Source organism: Amycolatopsis sp. NPDC052450 (assembly GCF_044547565.1).
Classification (GTDB): Bacteria; Actinomycetota; Actinomycetes; order Mycobacteriales; family Pseudonocardiaceae; genus Amycolatopsis.
Genome location: NZ_JBIUAQ010000006.1, coordinates 145,693 through 160,931 on the forward strand (window position 1 = coordinate 145,693; position 15,239 = coordinate 160,931).

Genomic DNA, 15,239 nt, shown 5'->3' on the forward strand with positions numbered 1-15,239 from the left:
TTGTGTGTTGGTTGGGGTTGGTTCTTGTTGTCCGACTGCTTTTTGGTTTCGCTTGCATATTTTTTTACTAATAAACCTCCCACCCCAACGACCCCCATCAAGAACCGCACATCGAGCCATCAATCAGACATTTCACCGCTCGAAAGTGTCCCTTGTGGACGTTCGGAGGCTTGACGCATGCCTCGAGTAGCTCACGCCCCTGAACCGAACAGCGGTTTTGCGACTTTTGCCGGGACCCTGACCCTCAAAGTGGTGAAGGAGGCCTCTACGTGCGCCATGAAAGGTCCTTTCCTTGCAAAATTCGCAAGGAAAGGACCTTTCATCTCACCGGAAGCTGATCTGCAGCACCGGTTCCGACGTGGCCTCGAAGAAGTCGTTGCCCTTGTCGTCGATGACGATGAACGCGGGGAAGTCCTCGACCTCGATCTTCCAGACCGCCTCCATCCCCAGCTCGGCGTACTCGAGGACGTCGACCTTCTTGATGCAGTCCTGCGCGAGCCGCGCGGCCGGGCCGCCGATCGAGCCGAGGTAGAACCCGCCGTGCTCGTTGCACGCGGCGGTCACCTTCTTGGACCGGTTGCCCTTCGCCAGCATCACCAGCGAGCCGCCCGCGGCCTGGAACTGCTCGACGTAGGAGTCCATGCGGCCCGCGGTGGTCGGCCCGAAGGAACCCGACGCGTAGCCCTCGGGCGTCTTCGCCGGGCCCGCGTAGTACACCGGGTGGTCGCGAAGGTACTGCGGCATCTCTTCGCCCGCGTCGAGCCGCTCGGCGATCTTCGCGTGCGCGATGTCGCGGGCGACGACGAGCGGGCCGGTCAGCGACAGGCGTGTCTTCACCGGCAGCTGCGAGAGCTGGGCGCGGATCTCGGCCATCGGACGGTTGAGGTCGACGTTCACGACCTCGTCGGACAGGTCGTCCTCGGTGACGTCCGGCAGGAAGCGGGCCGGGTCGCGCTCCAGCTGCTCCAGGAACACGCCGTCCGCGGTGATCTTCGCCTTCGCCTGGCGGTCCGCCGAGCACGAGACGGCGACGCCGACCGGGCAGGACGCGCCGTGGCGCGGCAGGCGGATCACGCGGACGTCGTGGCAGAAGTACTTGCCACCGAACTGCGCGCCGATGCCGAACTGGCGCGTCATCTCCAGTACCTGCTGTTCGAGGTCGACGTCGCGGAAACCGTGGCCCAGCTCGGAACCCTCGGTGGGCAGGTCGTCGAGATAGCGCGCGGAGGCCAGCTTCGCGACCTTCAGGTTGAACTCCGCCGACGTGCCGCCGACGACGATCGCGAGGTGGTACGGCGGGCAGGCCGCGGTGCCGAGGCTGCGCAGCTTCTCGTCGAGGAACTTCGCGAGCCGCTTCGGGTTCAGGACAGCTTTCGTTTCCTGATAGAGGAACGTCTTGTTCGCGCTGCCGCCGCCCTTGGCCATGAACAGGAATTCATAGCTGGGGTCGCCTTGGCCGTCTTTGTGATAGAGCTCGATCTGCGCGGGCAAGTTGGTGCCGGTATTGCGCTCATCCCAGAAATTCACCGGCGCCATCTGCGAATAGCGCAGATTCAACTCCTGATAGGCCTCGAAAATGCCTCGCGACAGCGCGCGCTCGTCGTCGGCGCCGGTGAGCACGCCTTCGCCGCGTTTGCCGATCACGATCGCCGTGCCGGTGTCCTGGCACATCGGGAGGACGCCGCCGGCGGAGATCGCCGCGTTGCGCAGCAGGTCCATCGCGACGAACCGGTCGTTGCCGCTGGCCTCGGGGTCGTCGACGATCGCGCGCAGCTGCGCCAGATGCGACGAGCGCAACAGGTGCTGGATGTCGGTGATCGCGGTCTTGGCGAGTTTGGTCAGCGCTTCGGGCTCGACCTGGAGAAACTTCCGGCCCGCGGCCTCGACGACCTCGACACCTTCGGTGCCGAGCAGCCGGTACTCGGTGTGGGTGTCCTTCGCGAGCGGAAGGACTTCAGTGTGCTGGAACGTGGTGGGCGCCACTGCGCGGGCTCCTTTGCCGGCATCGGGAACCCGCCCACGGTACTAGGCGGGTCCCGAGTGACCGGCGTCACGTCCGGGGTGAAGGTGAGGAGAATGCAATTCGCATCCCGCATTTTGTCGCCGGGCCCCACAAATTGGTTCGGGAGGCCGGGCCCACCCCGACGGACCCGACCTCCCGGGGAAAGCGATCCGGGCGCGAACACCCGACCGCGAAGACTTATTACCTGCTCGACGGTCTCGTGACGCAGGTCATAAGTCAACGCTGCCGAACGGGTGTTGCTTTTTCCGCGTCGAAAGGGGTTGTGGCATTACGAAGCGTAGGCGCGCAGGCGGTCCGCTCGCTCACCCTGACGCAGCTTCGACATGACCTCTCGCTCGATCTGCCGAACGCGCTCACGGGAGAGCCCGAAGTGCTTGCCGATCTGGTCAAGCGTGCGCGGCTGGCCGTCGTCGAGGCCGTAGCGCAGGCGGATCACCTGGGACTCGCGGTCGTCCAGCGTCGCGAGCACGCGGCGCAGGTCGTCCTGGAGCAGACCGGAGATCACGGCGCTCTCCGCGTCGGTCGCCTCGGAGTCCTCGATGAAGTCACCGAGCGGGGCGTCCTCCTCGGTGCCGACCGGCATGTCGAGGCTCACCGGGTCACGCGAGTGGTCGAGCAGGTCGGAGATCTTGTGCGCCGGGATACCCGACTCGGCGGCGAGTTCCTCGTGGGTGGCGTCCCGGCCGAGCTGCTGGTGCAGATCACGCTTGATGCGGGCCAGCTTGTTCACCTGTTCCACCAGGTGGACCGGCAGCCGGATGGTGCGTCCCTGGTCGGCCATTCCCCTGGTGATGGCCTGGCGGATCCACCAGGTGGCGTAGGTCGAGAACTTGAACCCCTTGGAGTAGTCGAACTTCTCCACCGCGCGGATCAGACCCAGGTTCCCCTCCTGGATCAGGTCGAGCAGCGGCATCCCCCGGCCGGTGTAACGCTTCGCGAGCGAGACCACGAGGCGGAGGTTGGCCTCCAGCAGGTGGTTCTTCGCGACGTGGCCGTCACGCACGAGGGCGGACATCTCCGAACGCCGCTTCGGCGTGAGGCTTTCGGCCGTGTCCAGCATGTGCTGGGCGAAAACGCCCGCTTCGATGCGCTTGGCCAGCTCGACCTCGTCGGCGGCGGACAGCAGCGCCGTCTTGCCGATTCCGTTGAGGTACACGCGAACGAGGTCCGCGGCCGGGCTCTGTGCGTCGAGGTCTGCTGCTGCATCGGTGAACGCCCCCGCGATCACCGGCTCCTCGGTGGACTGCGCCGGGATACGGCGCTCGCGAATCCCGCGCGCTTCGCGTTCGAGAGTCTGGACTGACATTCTGCCTCCCCGGTCACGGGCTGAACGTGCGGTGTGTCCGCCGGATCCGCCTCGGCGTAGCAGGCCCTGTGGAAAACCCGCTACTCCTCGTCGGCCCAGCTTGGCTGGACACTTTGCTCAACGCCGGGAGGTCCGAAAACGTTCCCGGCCGCTACAGAGGAGACGGGTGGCTGACCTGGGGCGTTGCTCCACCAACCCTGAGCTTTTCCTGAGAATGCCCGTGCCCGGGAGAAACAAACGTGGTCTAGACCTCTATGAGGAGGGTGAACGGACCGTCGTTCACGCTCCGGACCGCCATCATGGCCCCGAACCGGCCGGTTTCGACCCGGGCGCCACGTTCGCGCAAAGCGTCGACCACGGCCGTCACGAGCGGTTCCGCGACCTCGGGCCGGGCGGCCGCCGTCCAGGAAGGACGGCGGCCTTTGCGGGTGTCGCCGTAGAGGGTGAACTGGCTTACGACAAGCAATGGAGCGCCGGTAGTGGCGCAGGATTCCTCTTCGCGAAGTATGCGAGCTTCGTGCAGTTTGCGAGCCATCGTGGCGGCTTTCGTCACGTCGTCGTCGACGTGTATTCCCAGCAGCACCAGCAAACCCGGCTCTTCGATGGCGCCGGTCACCTCGTCGCCGACGGTCACGCTCGCTTCCGTGACCCTCGCCACCACCGCCCGCATCAGGCGGCGGGGAGGAGCATGCCGTGGCGGACCAGTTCACGGACCACGGGAAGCGCGGCTTCGGCCAGCTCCTCCGGTTCGAGTCCTTGAGCGGCCGCCAGCAGCACGATCAGGTCTTCCAGCGGCAGCGCGCCCTGGCAGCCGGCGAGCAGCCTCGTCGCCAGTTCGTCGACTTCATGCGACCAGCCGGGGCCGTCGGTGCGGTGCAGCCGCTGGACGGTCGTGGCCCAGCCCTCCTCGCCCGGCTCGGCGACACTCTCCAGAAGGACGCTTTCCGGGACGCGGAATCGGACATCGAGGAGCGAATCGCCGTTGGCGCGCAGCCATTCCACCCGATCCAGCCAGTTCGCCGCCTCCGCGCCCAGCGGATCGTCGTAGGCCTGGCGAAGGTCCTCGCACACGATCGTCGGCGTCGCGCCGTCCGCCCGGCGAAGGGTGACGAAGCCGAAACCGATGCCCTGGACGTCGTTCTCGGCGAACCAGTCGAGCCAGGCGCCGGATTTCGCGCGGCCTTCGGGGGACCGGGGATCGATTCCGGCGTCCCGCAGCCACGTGCCGACGTACAGGCCCGGATCCGCGATGTCCCGCTGGACGAACCACGCGTCGGTCTCGGCGGGCAGCCAGCGGGTCACCCGATCGCCCCAGTCCTCGCCCTTCACGTGCAGCCACGACGCCAGGAGCTGGCCGGTGCCGCCGTCATTGAGGAACCCGGGCAGCTGCCGCACCACGAGCGCGCTGGCGTCGTCACCGGCGAGACCGGAGTCGCGGTAGGTGTAGTCGACGCGCGGCGGGCCGACCACGAACGGCGGATTGCAGACGATCTGGTCGAACCGGCGCCGCGCGACCGGCGCGAACCATTCGCCGCGCACGAGTTCGACGTCCAGTTCGTTGAGCCGGAAGGTGGCCGCGGCGAGGGCCAGCGCGCGGGCCGAGACGTCGGTCGCGGTCACCTTCTTCGCGTGGCGGGTGGCGTGCAGCGCCTGGACGCCGTTGCCCGTGCCGACGTCGAGCAGGCTGCCGACCTCGCGGCGGCTGGCCGCCCGGATCAGGCTGAGGGACGCGTGCCCGACGCCGAGCACGTGGTCCTCGGGCACGCTCTTGCCGAGGACGTCGGCGTCGAGATCCGAAACGACCCACCAGGAGCCTTCGTCGTCGCCGTGCGGGCGCACGTCGAGCCCGGCCCGGTAGCCGTCCGCGGCGGGCATGAGCAGCGTCGCGGCGACCGCGTCATCGAGGGGCAGTGGCGCGAAAGCGGCCTCGACGTCCTTCTCCGGCTCGGTCGAACCCAGCAGGAACAGGCGGATCAGCGTGCCGAGCTCACCCGCGTCGCGGGTCGCGCGGTAGGCGAGTTCCGGTTCGCCGCGGCCGAGGGCGGCGTGCGCGGAGCCGAGGGCGCCGACCACGCCGTCGGTGTCGTACCCCGTCCGGCGGAAGGCGTCCCGCAGCCTCGCGCAGACGTCGTCGGACAGGTCGGGGAGGGCGGCTCGTGTGCTCACGGTGGGTAATTGCGACGGATCGGGTGCGACGGGGCATCTGCTCACGATGAGTAATACTGCCAGGATGAGGTGGTGAGCCTCGAAAGTGTCCTGGCACCGCTGCAGGCGGCGCTGCCCGGATTGGAAGACCTGTACATCGACCTCCACCGGCATCCGGAGCTGTCGTTCGCCGAAACCCGCACCGCCGCTGAACTGGCCCGGCGTCTGGAGGCCGACGGTTACGAGGTGCACACCGGCATCGGGCGCACCGGCGTCCTGGGGGTACTGCGCAACGGCCCCGGCCCGAAGGTGATGCTGCGCGCCGACATCGACGCGTTGCCGGTCGAAGAGAAGACCGGCTTGCCGTACGCGAGCACCGCGCGCGGTGTCGACGCCGACGGCCGCGAAGTCCCGGTGATGCACGCCTGCGGGCACGACATGCACGCCACCTGGCTCTCCGGGGCCGCGTCGCTGCTCGCGTCCGGCCGCGAACACTGGTCCGGCACGCTGATGGTCGTGTTCCAGCCGGGGGAGGAGGCCGGGGACGGCGCCGCCGGCATGGTCCGCGACGGGGTCTTCGGGCCCGCCGGCAAACCCGACGTCGTACTCGGCCAGCACGTGGTGCCCGGTCCGGCGGGCTGGGTGCTGACCAGGCCGGGCGTGATCATGGCGGCCACGGACGCGCTCCGCATCACGTTGCACGGCCGGGGCGGGCACGGCTCGCGTCCCGAGACCACGGTGGACCCCGCCGTGCTCGCCGCGTCCGTGGTGCTGAAGCTGCAGACGATCGTTTCGCGGGAGATCCCGGCGACCGAGTCGGCGGTGGTGACCGTCGGCTCGCTGCACGTCGGCACCGCGCACAACATCATCGCCGACCACGCCGTCCTCGAGGTCAACATCCGGTCGTTCGACCAGGCCGTGCGGGAGAAGGTCGTCGCGGCGGTCGAACGGATCGTCCAGGGTGAGGCGGCCACCGCGGGCGCGCCGAAAGCGCCGGAGATCGAGCGGATCGGCGCGTTCCCGGTCACCGAGAACGACGACGCGGCCACCGAAGAACTCACCGCCGCCTTCCGCGACCACTTCGGCGAGGGCCGGGTGATGCCCGCGCCGCTGGTCACCGGCAGCGAGGACTTCAGCGAGTTCGGCCGCGCCGCCGGCGTACCTTCGGTGTTCTGGCTGGTCGGCGGCCTGGAAGAGGGCAAGGTGATCGCCGCGATGACCGCCGGTCGCTTCGAACAGGACATTCCGTCGAACCACTCGCCGCTCTTCGCGCCGATCCCGCACCCGACGCTTTCGGCCGGCGTCGAGACACTCGTGGTCGCCGCTCTGCATCGGCTCACCCACCCGGGTGTCGGATGAGCCCGGCGAGTGGGAGCATGGAAGCCGGAGGTGGTGCTGTGAACGCGCCCGCCCACGGTCCCGAACCGAGGGAACCCGCTCCGGTGCTGATCACCGAAGCCGCCCCGTCCTACGAAGACCAGCTCGCCAAGCGGAAGCGGAAGTACATCATCATGATGTCGTTCCGCATCCCCTGCCTGATCCTCGCCGGGATCTTCTACGAGACCTGGTGGCTCGCGCTGGCCCTCATCGCGATCTCGATCCCGCTGCCCTGGATCGCCGTCCTCGTGGCCAACGACCGGCCGCCTCGCAAGAGCGAGAAGGTCAACCGGTACGAGGCCGAACCGACGCGGCTCGAAAGCGGCGGTCATCGCGTCATCGACGGCGGCTGACGCGTTTCGCGCGTGCAGTCGCGTGAGATGAAAGGCCCCTTCATTGCAAATTTTGCAATGAAGGGGCCTTTCATCTCAGTTTTTCGGCTGCGTTTCACGGGCGGCTACGGCTGCGGCCCGACCTTCGCCACCGCACGCGCTCCCAGCCGGGTCCCCGCCCGAAGGACCTCCACGGTGGACTCGCCGCGAAGCCACGCCGCCAGCACACCGGCGTCGAAGGCGTCCCCGGCGCCGGTCGAGTCGACGCACTCCGCGGGCTGCGCGGGCACCGAGGTGATGACGCCGCTCGCGTCCACCCAGCTGGCGCCGTCGAGGCCGGCGGTGACCACGACCTCACCGACGTAGTCCAGCAGTTCCTTCGCCGCCTCGGGATCACTCGACCCGGTCAGCGCGACCAGTTCGCTGGTGTTCGGCATCAGCAGGTCGACGCCGCGCACGTCGTCGAGGAAGGCCGCCGGGTCGGTGATCAGCGTCGCCGCCTGCGGGTCGACCGACGTCGTCAGCCCGGCCTTCTTCGCCGCCGCCAGCGAGGCGAGCGCCGCGGGCCGTGAAGACGGGTACAGCAGGACGTAGCCCGAGAGGTGCAGGTGGCTCGCGCCGCTCAGCGCCGCCTCCGTGATGTCGGAAGGGCTGAACCGCGCGTTCGCGCCACGGTCGGCGAGCATGCTCCGCTCACCGGCGCCGTCGACGAGCACCACGACGCAGAACGTCGGTTCTTCGGGATCGACGGCGAATTCGCAGCGGACGCCGGCGGCTTCCAGTTCGCCCTTCACCATGCGGCCACCGGAATCGTCGCCGATCCGCGCGACCAGCGTGGTCTCCGCGTCCTCGGCCCGCAGCCACAGCGCGGTGTTCGCGCCCGCGCCGCCGCTGGTGAAGTGGACCTTCGCGCGGATGTCGCCACCGTGCGGGATGGGGCCTTCGTGCCGCGCGACGACGTCGAGGCCGACGTCGCCGACGACCACGATGCCGCTCATGCCGCGGTCCCGGCGAGCGCGACGGCCACCTCGGTGGCCAGTTCCGCGTTGGAGAGCACCAGTGCCTCGTTCGCGTCGAGGCTCACCCCGTCGCTCGCGGTGTGGAAGTGCTCCAGCAGTACCGGCGTGACGTCCTTGCCGTGCACGCCTCGCGACTTCAGCAGCTCCAGCCCTTCGGCGAGCAGCCGGTCGTGCAGCTCTTTGTCCATTTCGGACGCTTCGGGGATCGGATTAGCCAGCAGCACACCGGAATTCGCGTGCGCGCGATGGGCGGAGATGACCGAGGCGGCCTGCGCGGCGTCGTCGACCCGCCACGGCACCTCGTAACCGGAGGAGCGGAGGTAGAACGCGGGGAATTCGCCGGTGCGGTACCCCAGCACGGGTACCGAGTTGGTCTCCAGCACTTCGAGTGTCGCGGCGATGTCGAGCACCGACTTCACCCCGGAGCAGACGACCGTGGTCGGCACCTTCGCGAGTACGCCCAGATCAGCCGAGACGTCCCAGCTCCGCGCCGCGCCCTGGTGTACGCCGCCGAGCCCGCCGGTGGCGAACATGCCGATCCCGGCCGCGGCGGCCAGCGCCGCGGTGCTCGCGACCGTCGTCGCCCCGGACCGGCCGAGGCCGACGGCCGGGCCGATGTCGCGCAGCGACAGCTTGTCGAGGTCCGCGCCGGGCGCGCAGACGCGTTCCAGCTGCTCACCCGAGAGGCCGATCAGGGGGACGCCGTCGAGGACGGCGATGGTCGCGGGGACGGCGCCGCCGTCGCGCACGACCTTCTCCAGCCGCCGGGCGACGTCGAGGTTGCGGCCGGGCGGGAGGCCGTGGGAGAGGATGGTGCTCTCCAGTGCGACGACGGGATCACCGGCGGCGAGGGCGGAGGCGACCTCTTCGTGAAGGGACAGTTGCGGAGTCACGAACGAACATCATCGGTGATGTGGGTCCGCGTCACGCCATCGGGTCAGTTCGTTCGCGAGGTTCTCCCGCGCCTTGCTCTCCCAGCGTGCCCGCGCGATGTCGCTGCGGTACAGCCGCGGCCGGGCCAGCAGGTTCTCCAGCACGGCCGAGCGTCCCGTCCGCCACTCCTCGTCCGAGTAGATCGAATACTCCGCCCGGACACCGTTCGCATACTCCTCGTAACGCTCCGGCGTGGCGCCGAGGATCGCGAGGTCGGCGTCGAGCAGCGCCGTGGCGAGGAGGTCGTCGTCCGGGGCGGAGTGGTGGATCGTGCCGAGGACGAGTTCCCCGGCGCGCTCGACGTCGGCCCGGGGGACGCCGGCGTTGGTGAGCTCCGCACGGGTCCAGGCCGCGCTCGCCCGTTCGTCCTCGCCGGGGCGGGCGTCGTAGACGACGTCGTGCGTCCAGGCGGCGATGGCGACGAGTGCTCGCTCGCGGGAGCCCAAACCAAAGGCGACGGCGAGGTCCCCGCTGTCCCGGGCGACGGCCTTGACGTGCCGGAGATCGTGGTAGTGGCGATGCGGCTCGGCGTAGCGGGTTTCGAGGTCGTTCCACGCGACGGCGGCGATCAGGTGATCGCCGCCGAGCCTGGTGACGGCGGTGGCCCAGATCATGCCGGGAACACCCAGCGAGCCGGAGATCCCGAGAAGTCCTTTTCCAGCATGCCGAACACCTTCCGTGGCCGGACCCGGATCGACGCGTTCGAAGCGGGGTCGAGCATGTCCATTCCGTACGTGGTCTTGTGTTTGCCGTTCACGGCGTCGGGAAACGTCAGTCGAAGATCCCGCGTGCTTTGGCCACCTCGTGGAGCCAGCCCTCGAGCTGCGGCTCCCACTTGACCCGCTCCAGCGCGGCGTGGTCGACCTTGAACAGGCCGAGGAACTCCTGGCCGCGCCCGCCGAACCCGCCGCTCTTGGACACCCGGACCCGTTTGGTCACCTCCAGCACGACCTGCGTCTCCGAGGGCGAGGACAGGAAGGTCACCGCCACGGAGGTGAAGACGGGCGCGAACCGCGGTGAAGGGGTGAAGCGGATCTCCTGGAAGAACGGGAGCTGCTGGATCGCGCCGTTGATCCGGCCGCGTTCCAGCACGGCCTCGCGGAAGACGAAGCCGATCCGGCTGAAGGCGTCCAAGATCCGTTTCTGCGCGGGCAGCGGCTCGATCGCGGCGCCGTCGACGTCGACCGGGTCGGTGACGGAGTTCGCGATGTCGAGGCTGGTCTGGAGGCCGACGGCCATCCCGTTCAGCGGTTTGCCGAAGATGCTGGAGATCGGCGTCTCCCAGGGCAGGGCCACCTCGAACGGGAGGCGGATCTGCTGACCCGGCGCGATCCGCTCGCTGCCTGCCAGCTGCTGGACGCCGAACTCGAGGTCTTCGACGCCGGGGCGGCGTTCGTCCGGCAGCGTGACCCTGGCGAGCAGCTTCACCGAGAGACCGTTGATCTCTTGATCGACTTCGCCGCCGAGCAGCAGGACCTCGCCGCGCAACGGGCGGCCGGGGGAGACCGTGCGGTCGAGCAGCCGGGCGTCGATCTTCGCCCCACCGGAACCGAACGTCGCGAGCACCTTCGAGAACATGGGCGAGATCCTGCCAGGTCGCCGGTGTGCGCAGGAGGATTTGGGGCATTATGGAGGGGTGAGTACACAGACCCTTCCGAAGCCGGATACCCGTCCCGAGGGCACCGACAGCACCGACGACGACGCGCCGAAGATGTTCCACTACGTGCGCAAGAACAAGATCGCCGAAAGCGCGGTCATGGGCACGCACGTGGTGGCGCTGTGCGGCGAGGTCTTCCCGGTGACGAAGTCGGCGAAGCCCGGTTCGCCGGTCTGCCCGGACTGCAAGAAGATCTACGACGGTCTCAAGCCGGGCGACTGACGCCTGACCGTTGTCCGAAACCGGACAAAATCTGAAAATCCTTCACATGGTGGCTGCCCGTCCCGGTTTTCGCTGGTAATTCATTACCGCCAGCGAAACCCCGCCGGGACGGAGCCTTCATGCGTAGAACCGGGATCGTGCTCGCCATCACCGCGTTGGTCGCGGTGTTCTCACCCGCCGCCCAAGCCGTCACAGGCTGGACCACGGTCGGCTCGGACAACGCCCGCCCGCTCGACGAGGGCCAGGGCCTGGCCACCATCGAACGGCCGTCCGGGACCAGCTACCGCTACACCGGGATCGCGACGGTTCCGGTGAACCTCTCGTCGCAGGGCTGGAACCACGTCGGCGATCCGGGCTCCGCGCAGGGCTGGTACGTCGAGCCGTACCAGCGTGACGACAGGGGCGCGAAGCTCTTCCGCGTCGAGTCGCCAAACGGGACGTGGGCGAACTACACGCACACGCTGGAGTCGTGGGAAGCGAACAACAACTCGTTCGCCGCAGTGACCCCCGACGCCCGCTGGCTGGTGGCCGGTGAGTGGGGCACGATGGACCGGCTCCTCGTGCACCCGATGCCCGGCGTCGCGCACACGAATCCGTCGGCGAACCTGCCGTACGCGTCCGCGATCCGGCTCGACAAGCCGGTGCGGGACATCCAGGGCTGCGACTTCGTCACCGCGACCCGGCTGCTGTGCGCGTCCGACGACCCCGAGGGCTCGCTCTTCGGGACCACGAAGCCGCTGCTGCAGGTGGATCTTTCCGGCGCGCTGTCCGGTTCGGACGTGACCGGGCGGGTGACCTCGCTGGGGCAGTTGCCCCTGAAGAGCACCTGCAGCGGGAACTTCGAGACCGAGGGCGTCGACGTCGCCGCCGACGGGATGCTGCGGGTCGTGGTGCTGTCGCCGTCGTGGTGCGTGGCGTTCGACAGCAAGACCTGGCGGTTCCGGAAGGCGTGACTCGCGTGATCAGACGCGTAACTCGCGTGCTTGAAGGCGTACCTGCTCCAAGCACGCGAGTTACGGCTTCGATCACGCGAGTTACGCGTTCCGTCACGCCTGGGTCTACGCGGTCGGCTCCGGCGTCAGCGCCTCGGAAGCCGGGGCCGAAGACCGCCGGGCGTCCTTCTTCGCGCGGCGCTTCTCTTTCCGGGTTTCGACCATCGTGTAGAGCGTCGGCACGAGGATCAGCGTCAGCAGGGTCGAGCTGACCAGGCCGCCGATGACCACGATCGCCAGCGGCTGGCCGATGAACCCGCCCTGGCCGGTCAGCCCGAGCGCCATCGGGACCAGCGCGAAGATGGTCGCCGCCGCGGTCATCAGGATCGGCCGCAGCCGTCGCCTGCCGCCTTCGACGACGGCGTCGGCGACGCTCATCCCCGAAGCCCGGTACTGGTTGATCAGGTCGATCAGCACGATCGCGTTGGTCACCACGATGCCGACGAGCATCAGCATCCCGATCAACGCGGGCAGGCCCAGCGCGGTCCCGGTGGCGAGCAGCAGCCCGATCGCGCCGGTCGCCGCGAACGGGATCGACACCAGCAGGATCAGCGGCTGGAGCAGGCTGCGGAACGTCGCAACCATGATCAGGTACACGATCGCGACCGCGGCCAGCAGCGCGAGGAACAGGTTCCCGAAGGCCTCCTGCTGGTCCTCGCTGACGCCGCCGAGCTTGTACGCCGCGCCGCCGGTGAAGTTCAGCCCGTCCAACTTGGACTGGATGGCCTTCGTGGTGGCGGCCAGGTCCGCGCCGGTGTTCTTGGCGGTGACCGTGGTGCTCAGCTCGCCGGAGGTGCGGTGCACCGCCGCCGGGCCGTCCACTGTGGACACGTTCGCGACGGAGTCGAGCCGGACGACGCCGGTCGCGCTCGGGATAGGCAGCGCCTTGACCGCGTCGACCGACACCGGGGCGGTGCCCGCGCGCAGCACGATGTCCGTGCGCTGACCGTCCACCGGCAACTGGGTCACCGTGCGGCCGGCGATGGCCTGGTTCGCGATCTGGCCGATCGTGGTCGCCGAAAGCCCGCTCGCGGCGGCCTTGGCGGCGTCGACCTCGACCTGCACCCGCGGCGAACCCTGCGCGAGGTCACTGGTCACCTCGGTCAGGTCCGGCACTCCGGACAGGGCCTGGCGGACCTGCTCGGCGGCGGGCTTCAACGCCGCCTCGTCCGGTGCGGTGACGGTGATCGAGACCTGGTCCGAGTTGAACCCGCCCGCTTCCGCGCCGATCTTGACCTCGCCGAGCTCCGGCTTGTCGAGCTTGCCCCGCAACCGCTCCGAGAGCGCGTCGAGGTCGGTGTCCTTGGCGACGGTGACCTGGATGCTGGTCGCCGTCCCGCCGCCTCCGAAGAAGCCGCCCCCGCCGATGCTCACCTGGTAGGTCTCGACGGCGGGTTCGGCGGCGAGCGCCTGCTCCACCGCGCCGGCTGCCTTCTCCTTGGCCTCGGAACTGGTGCCGGGCGGCAGCTTCTGCGAAAGGCTCAGCGTCGTCGAGCCGGACTGGTCGAGGAAGTTGGTGTTCAGCTGCGACGCCAGCCCGACCGTGCCACCGAAGATGATCAGCGCCAGCAGCACCACGGTGACGCGGCGGCGGGTGGCGAACCGGATCACCGGAACGTACCCGCGCTGCAGCAGCCCGCGGCGTTCCTTGTCCTCGGCGGCTTGACGCGTGAGCTCGGCTTCCTGCTCGTTCGCCGGGGTCTTCGGCGGCTTGAGGAACCAGTACGCCAGCACCGGCACGATCGTCAGCGACACCAGCAGCGACGCCAGCAGCGCCACGGTGACCGTGATCGCGAACGGCGAGAACAGCTCGCCGACGAACCCGCCCACGAAGGCGATCGGCAGGAACACCGCGACCGTGGTGAGCGTGGACGACGTCACGGCGCCCGCGACCTCGCGCACGCCGTCGAGCACCGCGCGCTCTTTTTCCTCGCCGTACGCCAGATGTCGTTTGATGTTCTCCAGCACCACGATCGAGTCGTCGACCACCCGCCCGATGGCGATGGTGAGCGCGCCGAGGGTGAGCAGGTTCAGCGACAGATCGCCGGTCCACAGCGCCAGCAGCGCCACGACCACCGAAAGCGGGATCGACACCGCCGTCACGAGCGTGGACCGCACCGACAGCAGGAACAGCAGGATCACCACGACCGCGAACGCCAGCCCCAGCAGGCCTTCGGTGGTCAGTCCGCTGATCGCGTCCTTGACCGGGGTGCCCTGGTCGAAGACGACGCTCATCTCGGCGCCGATCTTCTTCGACAGCTCGGGCAGCTTGTCCCGCACCGATTCCGAGATCGCGACCGCGTTCCCGTTCTCCACCATGGTGATCGAGAGGCCGAGGCTCGGCTTGCCGTTGGTGCGGGTGATCGACGTCGGCGGCGCGAATCCGGCCTGGACGTCGGCGACGTCACCGAGCTTGACCGCGACCGGCTTGCCCGCCGCCGCACCGGGGCGCGATGCCGGCGTCGCGGCCGGTGTCAGGTAAAGGTTCTTGATCGTGTCCACTGTGGTCGGTCCGCCGCCGACCTGGACGGTGAGCGTCTTGTCGCCTTCGGTCAGCGTCCCTGCCGGGACGGCGGCACCGGCGGTCTGCAGCGTCGTGGCGATCGACGACGGGTCGACACCCGCGGCGGCCAGCTTCGCGTAGTCCAGCGCGATGGTCACTCGCGGCTGCCGCGCGCCGGTCACGTCTACCTCACGGACGCCGTCGATCTTGCGCAGTTCCGGCGCGACCTCCCCGGTCAGCGCGGGCGCGAGCGCCTGCGGGTCGCCGGTGGTCCCGGCGGCGAGCAGCACGACCGGGAGATCGTCGGTGGACCCCGCCGACACCGACGGCTCGCTGTTCTGCGGCAGCCGTGCCTTCAGCCCGTCGACGACCCGCTGGATCTGCCCGACGGCCGCGTCGATGTCCGTGCCGAACTCGAACTGCGCGGTGATCCGCGACAGTCCCTCCGACGACGTCGAGCTCAGCTCTTCGAGCCCCTTCAGGCCCTGCAGGCCGCCTTCGAGCGGCTCGGTGACCTGGCGGTCGACCGCGTCCGGTGACGCGCCCGCGTACGGCGTGATGATCTGCGCCTGCGGGAACTGCAGTGACGGGAACAGCTGCTGCTTCAGTTGCGGCAGGGCGAAGGCGCCGAAGCCGATCACCACCAGGGCGAGCAGCCCGATGAGACTTCGGTTGCGCAGGCTCAGTCTGGCCAGCGTGGACATGGCGGGATCCCCCAGGAATAGCTCGG

14 protein-coding genes are annotated in these 15,239 nt (G+C 69.0%); 4 read left to right on the top strand and 10 right to left on the bottom strand.

All coding sequences use genetic code 11. The annotated features are described in order from the left end of the window. Window positions 1-324: 324 nt before the first annotated feature. From ACIHAO_RS13100 to ACIHAO_RS13115, 4 genes are all read right to left on the bottom strand, one after another. Window positions 325-1,983, bottom strand: a complete 1,659-nt coding sequence (locus tag ACIHAO_RS13100) for a fumarate hydratase (protein ID WP_396557415.1) — start codon at window positions 1,981-1,983, stop codon at window positions 325-327. A gap of 308 nt (window positions 1,984-2,291) precedes the next feature. Then, on the bottom strand, window positions 2,292-3,329 hold the full coding sequence (locus tag ACIHAO_RS13105) for a sigma-70 family RNA polymerase sigma factor (RefSeq protein WP_125780198.1): 1,038 nt from the start codon (window positions 3,327-3,329) through the stop codon (window positions 2,292-2,294). A 244-nt stretch (window positions 3,330-3,573) separates the two neighbouring features. Further along, window positions 3,574-3,999, bottom strand: a complete 426-nt coding sequence (gene dtd, locus ACIHAO_RS13110) for a D-aminoacyl-tRNA deacylase (RefSeq protein ID WP_396557417.1) — start codon at window positions 3,997-3,999, stop codon at window positions 3,574-3,576. After that, on the bottom strand, window positions 3,999-5,495 hold the full coding sequence (locus ACIHAO_RS13115) for a methyltransferase (protein WP_396557419.1): 1,497 nt from the start codon (window positions 5,493-5,495) through the stop codon (window positions 3,999-4,001). The genes dtd and ACIHAO_RS13115 overlap by 1 nt, the downstream gene beginning before the upstream one ends. A 72-nt stretch (window positions 5,496-5,567) precedes the next feature. Between ACIHAO_RS13115 and ACIHAO_RS13120 the strand changes: the two genes are divergently transcribed. After that, window positions 5,568-6,833 carry an amidohydrolase gene (locus ACIHAO_RS13120; RefSeq protein ID WP_396557421.1) on the top strand — a complete coding sequence of 422 codons (1,266 nt, stop codon included), beginning with the start codon at window positions 5,568-5,570 and terminating at the stop codon, window positions 6,831-6,833. Window positions 6,834-6,850: 17 nt separating this feature from the next. Continuing rightward, the gene (locus tag ACIHAO_RS13125; RefSeq protein WP_125780206.1) at window positions 6,851-7,204 is read left to right on the top strand and encodes a DUF3099 domain-containing protein; all 354 of its coding nucleotides are present in this window, start codon (window positions 6,851-6,853) and stop codon (window positions 7,202-7,204) included. 104 nt (window positions 7,205-7,308) lie between these two features. Here ACIHAO_RS13125 and ACIHAO_RS13130 read toward each other — a convergent pair whose 3' ends face one another. Genes ACIHAO_RS13130 through ACIHAO_RS13150 form a run of 5 tightly spaced genes read right to left on the bottom strand, consistent with a single transcriptional unit; the run spans window position 7,309 to window position 10,713 of the window. Then, window positions 7,309-8,181, bottom strand: coding sequence for a carbohydrate kinase family protein (locus tag ACIHAO_RS13130; RefSeq protein WP_125780209.1), 873 nt, complete (start codon window positions 8,179-8,181; stop codon window positions 7,309-7,311). Then, the gene (locus ACIHAO_RS13135) at window positions 8,178-9,095 is read right to left on the bottom strand and encodes a pseudouridine-5'-phosphate glycosidase (protein ID WP_396557424.1); all 918 of its coding nucleotides are present in this window, start codon (window positions 9,093-9,095) and stop codon (window positions 8,178-8,180) included. The genes ACIHAO_RS13130 and ACIHAO_RS13135 overlap by 4 nt, the downstream gene beginning before the upstream one ends. Before the next feature lie 9 nt (window positions 9,096-9,104). Further along, window positions 9,105-9,749, bottom strand: a complete 645-nt coding sequence (locus ACIHAO_RS13140; RefSeq protein WP_125793630.1) for a hypothetical protein — start codon at window positions 9,747-9,749, stop codon at window positions 9,105-9,107. After that, a complete protein-coding gene (locus ACIHAO_RS13145; RefSeq protein ID WP_396557426.1) occupies window positions 9,746-9,892 on the bottom strand; it encodes a hypothetical protein in 147 nt (48 codons plus the stop codon). Before ACIHAO_RS13145 ends, ACIHAO_RS13140 begins: the two co-directional genes overlap by 4 nt. A 14-nt stretch (window positions 9,893-9,906) precedes the next feature. Further along, window positions 9,907-10,713 carry a sporulation protein gene (locus ACIHAO_RS13150; protein WP_396557428.1) on the bottom strand — a complete coding sequence of 269 codons (807 nt, stop codon included), beginning with the start codon at window positions 10,711-10,713 and terminating at the stop codon, window positions 9,907-9,909. Between the two features lie 58 nt (window positions 10,714-10,771). On the opposite strand from ACIHAO_RS13150, the gene ACIHAO_RS13155 reads away from it, so the two are divergent. Next, window positions 10,772-11,014: a DUF3039 domain-containing protein gene (locus tag ACIHAO_RS13155; RefSeq protein ID WP_199746296.1), complete on the top strand. Its 243-nt coding sequence runs from the start codon at window positions 10,772-10,774 to the stop codon at window positions 11,012-11,014. 119 nt (window positions 11,015-11,133) lie between these two features. Continuing rightward, the gene (locus ACIHAO_RS13160) at window positions 11,134-11,967 is read left to right on the top strand and encodes a hypothetical protein (RefSeq protein ID WP_396557430.1); all 834 of its coding nucleotides are present in this window, start codon (window positions 11,134-11,136) and stop codon (window positions 11,965-11,967) included. Between the two features lie 105 nt (window positions 11,968-12,072). Here the strand turns inward: ACIHAO_RS13160 and ACIHAO_RS13165 are convergent, their stop codons facing one another. Next, the gene (locus tag ACIHAO_RS13165) at window positions 12,073-15,213 is read right to left on the bottom strand and encodes an efflux RND transporter permease subunit (RefSeq protein WP_396557432.1); all 3,141 of its coding nucleotides are present in this window, start codon (window positions 15,211-15,213) and stop codon (window positions 12,073-12,075) included. Window positions 15,214-15,239 lie beyond the last annotated feature (26 nt).

Coding starts and splice junctions, on each gene's coding strand:
- ACIHAO_RS13125 (WP_125780206.1), top strand. CDS start 6,851: ATGGAAGCCGGAGGTGGTGCTGTGAACGCGCCCGCCCACGGTCCCGAA.
- ACIHAO_RS13140 (WP_125793630.1), bottom strand. CDS start 9,749: ATGATCTGGGCCACCGCCGTCACCAGGCTCGGCGGCGATCACCTGATC.
- ACIHAO_RS13105 (WP_125780198.1), bottom strand. CDS start 3,329: ATGTCAGTCCAGACTCTCGAACGCGAAGCGCGCGGGATTCGCGAGCGC.
- dtd (WP_396557417.1), bottom strand. CDS start 3,999: ATGCGGGCGGTGGTGGCGAGGGTCACGGAAGCGAGCGTGACCGTCGGC.
- ACIHAO_RS13160 (WP_396557430.1), top strand. CDS start 11,134: ATGCGTAGAACCGGGATCGTGCTCGCCATCACCGCGTTGGTCGCGGTG.
- ACIHAO_RS13150 (WP_396557428.1), bottom strand. CDS start 10,713: ATGTTCTCGAAGGTGCTCGCGACGTTCGGTTCCGGTGGGGCGAAGATC.
- ACIHAO_RS13130 (WP_125780209.1), bottom strand. CDS start 8,181: ATGAGCGGCATCGTGGTCGTCGGCGACGTCGGCCTCGACGTCGTCGCG.
- ACIHAO_RS13165 (WP_396557432.1), bottom strand. CDS start 15,213: ATGTCCACGCTGGCCAGACTGAGCCTGCGCAACCGAAGTCTCATCGGG.